This window comes from Chitinimonas sp., from assembly GCF_041904975.1.
Taxonomy (GTDB): domain Bacteria; phylum Pseudomonadota; class Gammaproteobacteria; order Burkholderiales; family Chitinimonadaceae; genus Chitinimonas.
The window spans coordinates 1-4,489 of the sequence record NZ_JAYRLZ010000318.1; the positions used below are offsets into that span (position 1 = coordinate 1).

A 4,489-nucleotide genomic window follows, 5' to 3' on the forward strand; every position below is an offset into this window, starting at 1 on the left:
ACCCTGGACAGCACGCCTACGGCCTTTACAACAAGCCTGAAGCCTTCGGGTGTACTCACCAAACAGACCCTTACAGCCAGCCTCACACCAAGCAGTGGCGACCTGGGTCAAAGCGGCTGCATGTTCTTTGGCGCTTTAGTCGGCGGAACGACCTTTTACCTTGTCGATTCGACTGGTTGGGCGCCGCTTAATCCAGCCAGCCCGATTGCCTACCGTATTTCGCCGCTGGCCAGCACTCAGGCACGCTTGGTCGACAAACTCGACCTGAGCGGATTGATAGGGACGCCCATCTATGCCGGCTATGGACGGGGAATGACCACCAGTGCCTGTTTCACGGACATGATGCAGAACCAGCGGTACAAGCAGGTGTACATCATTCAGTGATTCGATGCGCTCGTGCGCTTCACATCACCTGGCCATGCCTATCGCCCCCGGGCCCGCGCTTGAATGGGCTGAGCGGGGGCAAGCAGCTATGGGTGAAAACAGCAGTGTAGGCGGGACATTTCTAGGTGACAGAGCACGATTGCGTTTCTGCAAACCTGGCAGCGCGCCTATCAGCCTTTGCCATCGTCCAGCAAAACCGGATCAGCAAAGGCCGCCTGGATGTGTCGGCGCTCATCCGCCGCTGCCAGCAATACCGCCACGCATTCGCCATCGAGCCGGCCTGCTGCGACTTCGCGATCGAGCTCGGCGACGATGGCTGCCTCGTCCCAGGCTTGCTTGTAGGGCCGGCGATTGGCCAAGGCGTCGTAGACATCGGCCACCGCCACAATCCGTGCTTCCAGGGCGATCTGCTCTCGCTGCAAGCCGCGCGGGTAGCCCGAACCATCGCCGCGCTCATGGTGTTCGGCCACGATATTGCGCATTACCCGGGTGGCCATGCCCTCATCCAGGCCCATATCGCGCGCGATCTGCCCGACCAGTTGCTCGCCGATTTCGACATGGCGGCGCATGATCAGCCATTCATCCTCGTTCAGCCGGCCGGGTTTGAGCAGCACGCTGTCGGGAATGCCGACCTTGCCGATATCGTGCAAGGGCGCAAACAGATGCACATATTCGACGAACTCATCCGGCAAACCGTGCTTGCCAGCCAGCGCCCGCGCCATCAGCCGCGAATAATTGGCCATGCGTTCCAGGTGGCTGCCAGTTTCCAGATCGCGGACCTTGGCAAGGCCGCTAGCCACTCTTACCGTGCCGATCAGACTGCGCACCGTGCGCAATTGCAGCAGGTAGAGCTGAGCGATCAGGTCGGCAAATACATCGAGAAACTGGGTAGCGGCAAGATCAAAAAACTCCAGCTGCTGCGAATCAAAAAACACGAATGCTGCCAGATCCGTCCCTTGGTAAACCGGCACCGTATAGCTGGATCGATAGCCCTGCTGCTTGAGCCAGGCGGTGTGCGGGCTGTCGGTATGAAAGCGGGCATCGATATCACGCACCAGCCGGCTTTGCCTTGCCTGCGCCAGTGCCTGCAAGGACGGCACCTCACTGAGGCGCGCCTCGTGCCCGAGCAGGGCTGGCCCGCCCAAATTGCTGCTGGCAAAGGTTTTCAACAGGTCGGTTGCAGGGTCATAAATGGCAACCGCCATCCGATCGACGCCGGGATAGCGCAAGGCAATGACTTGGTGGACGGCAGCGATGCGCTCGGCCAGGCTGTCCGGCGCGGGTGCGACAGCCATCAGGCCCTGCTCGGCATGGGTTTGCATTTTCCACCTCTGGCGCCTGCGGCGTCCCGGATTTTTGTACGCGTCTTGTGCGCTCTGCCCTGCCCGGCGGTGAACACCACCGGGCAGGGCTCGGGCGAATCCTCGGTCGCGGCAAGTGCGACCCAACCGACGCGGGCACAATCGACAGGATAGGCCAAACCCGGGCCAGTCATCCAGCCACTATTCGCCGCAAGGAAGCTTTGATTGCCTGCACTGGCGCCTGACAAGTGCGCGCCTACCCGCGCCGGCAGGCGCCGTATTGCAGTCAGCCCCTGATCATGCTGGCAGCCCGCAAGCCTGACAGATAAGCACCATGCACGGTGCCGAAGTGATCTCGATGGCATGCTTCGCCGGCAAAGTGCAAGCGGCCGCCAACACTGGCCGCCAGCGTATCGCGCATCGCCGGGGTAGCGCCGACCTGGTTGAAGGAATAGGAACCGCGTGCAAACGGGTCACTGGCCCAGCGCGTAATCTGCCAATCGCTAGGGGCAGGAATACTGGAGCCGAACAGGGTGCGCAAGGTTGCCATGGCACTGGCGACGATATCGGCGTCGCGCCAGCTCTCGATCTCGTTGCCGAACTGGGCAGCGTTGAAGCCCAGCAATACCGGCTGCCCGCTAAAGCGGTGAATATTGATCCATTCCTCCCACTGACCGCGGCGAGCCAGTTCAGGCAGATAGCTGATCCAGTCGGTATCGGGCCAGAACACCTGGGGAAAGCGCAGGTAGCACTTGTTCAACACGCCTACACCGAGTTTGTTGATCGCCGCGCGCTTGGCCGGCGGCAAGGCCGGACTGAAGGTGATGGCTCCGCCTTGCAATACCCCCAAAGGCAAGGTCAGCACCACATGGTCGGCGCGAAAGCTGCCCTGCCCGGTAACAACGGTGACGCCACTCCTGTCGTTGGCGACACGCTCCACCACCTGGCCCAAGCGGATATCCAGGCCCCGCGCCAGGTAGTCGGTCAGCACCAGGTAGCCATCGGGAAACAGGACATCGTCACCCCCGAACTCCTTGCCGCTGTCGCCATACCAGGCAGACAGGCGCTCGGCGGCGCCAGCGTACTCCTGCTCGAACACGCCATTGATCACATAGTTGATCAGCGATTTGTCGTAGTCACCGAGTTTGCTCCAGCGCACCTCACGCTCGACCACCCGACGCAATGTGTCATCGTGGTCGGCGTCTTGCGCCCGGCTCAGCGCGCTGAAGATTGCATCGGTCCAGGACTCGATATCGCGATCGGTGGCCTGGCTGATACGGCTGCCATCGCTGAAGTAATCGGTGGCGCTGCTGTAATAGGTGGCATGCGTGCGCGCCCCCGCCTTGGCAGCAAGTTCGGTCAAGGGGTTCTGGTCGATACCGTGTATCCACGACGCGCCAAGGTCAAGCGGCAGGTCGGGCCAATGATTGCTGGTATCGATACGGCCACCGGTGCGCTGGCGCGCTTCCAGCACGATAACGCCATAGCCCCGGTCGGTCAGGGTGCGTGCGGCAGCCAGCCCGGCCATGCCGGCCCCCAGCACCAGCACACGGTTGCGCTTGGCCGCAACGGGCGGGCGGGTCTGCGCCCTGGCGGCTGCAGCTGCCAGGCACAGGCTGGCCAGCTTGAGGAAATCTCGGCGTTGCATATCAGGACTCCGTAAGGGGCGCCACACGCCTCACCCATTGCCGCTTGACCGGGCTGGCGCAGCGCATCAGCGCGTGGACTTGAACTGACTGTATAGCTTGATGCGCAGGCGTTGGGTATCAGCCGGCACGCTCTTTACCAGCAGCGCTTTTTGCAGCGTCGCTTCCGACGGGTAGACCGTCGGGTTGCTGGTCAGCCTGGCATCGACCAGCGCCAGTGCCGGCTTGTTGGCATTGGGGTAGAAGATCTTATTGGTCAGGCGAGCACTGATATCAGGCCGCAGCAGAAAGTTCAGAAAGGTGTGGGCATGCTCCGGGTGCGGTGCGTCGCGCGGGATGACCAGCATGTCCAGCCATAGCACTGGGCCGCTGGCAGCACCGGCAAAGTCGATATGGTAAGTCTTGTGGGCTTCTGCGGCCCGGGCTTGCGCCAAGGTGGCATCGCCCGAATAGCTCATGGCCACGCACAGATCGCCGCCGGCCAGCAGGTCGGCCGGGTTGGAGTTGAAGGTACGTATGTATTTGCGCACCATGCGCAGCTTCTCGTGGGCCGCCTGAGCGTCGTCCGGCTTGAAAGCATTGACATCGCGGCCGATGAATTGCTCGGCCAGCACGGTCACGTCGTTGGCACTGTCGAGGTAGCTGATGCCGCAGCGGGCCAGTTTCCCGGCATAGACCGGGTCGAACAGATAGGCCAGCGGGTCGGCCGGCGCCGGCAGATTTCCCAGCGCCGCCCTGACGGCCTCGCGATTGATGGCGACGCCGGTGGTTCCCCAGAAGTAGAGCGAGGCATAGCGATTGTCCGGGTCGGCCTGTGCCGCCTTTTGCAACAAGGCCGGATCGAGATTGCGGTAGTTGGGCAGCCTGGCCTTGTCCAGGGGCAGGAACAGGCCGGCGGCAATCTGTTTCGGCAGATATTCGGTCATCGACCACACCACGTCATAGCCCGAGTGCCCGGTCAGGATCTTGGCCTGCATGGTTTCGATGGCGTCGTACTGGCCGTAGTTGACCTGGATGCCGGTCTCGCGGGTGAAGTCGGCCAGCACATCCTTGTCGATGTATTCGGCCCAGCTATAGATATTGACCACCTTGTCGTCGGTAGCCTTTACGGGGGTCAGTAGGCCGAACGCGAGCAAAGCCGCGCCCAGCCAGGGGTTT

General features: G+C 62.2%; 4 protein-coding genes. 1 reads left to right on the top strand and 3 read right to left on the bottom strand.

Translation table 11 applies throughout. The features are described from left to right. Positions 1–384 (top strand): hypothetical protein (locus ACE3OH_RS19815; RefSeq protein WP_374357229.1); only part of this gene is annotated, 384 nt, incomplete at its 5' end. A gap of 170 nt (positions 385–554) precedes the next feature. Here the strand turns inward: ACE3OH_RS19815 and ACE3OH_RS19820 are convergent. The 3 genes from ACE3OH_RS19820 to ACE3OH_RS19830 all read right to left on the bottom strand — a co-directional run. Beyond that, positions 555–1,706: an HD-GYP domain-containing protein gene (locus ACE3OH_RS19820; protein WP_374357232.1), complete on the bottom strand. Its 1,152-nt coding sequence runs from the start codon at positions 1,704–1,706 to the stop codon at positions 555–557. A gap of 265 nt (positions 1,707–1,971) precedes the next feature. After that, on the bottom strand, positions 1,972–3,333 hold the full coding sequence (locus ACE3OH_RS19825) for a flavin monoamine oxidase family protein (protein WP_374357234.1): 1,362 nt from the start codon (positions 3,331–3,333) through the stop codon (positions 1,972–1,974). Between the two features lie 66 nt (positions 3,334–3,399). Continuing rightward, positions 3,400–4,489, bottom strand: a 1,090-nt coding sequence (locus ACE3OH_RS19830; RefSeq protein WP_374357236.1) for an extracellular solute-binding protein, incomplete at its 5' end; no start/stop codon positions are given.